Below are 663 nucleotides of genomic sequence, written 5' to 3' on the forward strand. Positions count from 1 at the left end.
AATAGCGACTAACTATGCCAAGACTAATGTTAACAGATGAACGTTGGGAAATCCTGTACAAAGCAATGTTAAGTTCAGGGAGAATTTATGATAAGCTTGCACATCGAATAACGATGGAAGGAATACTCTATCGGATGCGAACAGGTTTGCCATGGCGTGATTTGCCAAAAGAATTTGGATGCTGGAGCAAGGTATTTCGACGATTCAACCTATGGTCAAGTAAAGGGGTTTTATCATGCTTTCAACACATTAGTGGATTCTGAAGACGTCGAATGGCTCTTTATAGATGGGAGTATTATCAGTGCTCATCAACATGGAACGGGGGCAGCTTCTTCAGCGACCGAAGATATAGGGAAAAGCCGAGGAGGCAACTCAACCAAGATCCATTTAGCGGTAGATAGCGGCGGCTTACCTGTTTACTTTGAGCTTTCACAAGGACAAGTAAACGATATCGTTCATGCAAAAAGTTTGGTAGAAAACTCGCCGAAAGCTGAACATGTTGTCGCAGATAAGGGTTACGATAGCGACACTTTTCGTGAGGAAGTAGAAAAAATGAGAGCAGATTCAACAATTCCAAGAAGAAAACACCAGAAGAAAGGGAATGAGGATGTTGATTGGTGCTTATATAGATACAGGCATTTGGTTGAAAATGCATTTGGTAGA

At 41.6% G+C, this 663-nt stretch carries 1 pseudogene; it reads left to right on the forward strand.

The features are described 5' to 3' along the window. Positions 1–14: 14 nt before the first annotated feature. Positions 15–663: pseudogene (locus CWB66_RS20635) on the forward strand (IS5 family transposase); the annotation flags it as partial.

The organism is Pseudoalteromonas sp. S558 (assembly GCF_005886635.1).
GTDB lineage: Bacteria > Pseudomonadota > Gammaproteobacteria > Enterobacterales > Alteromonadaceae > Pseudoalteromonas > Pseudoalteromonas aliena.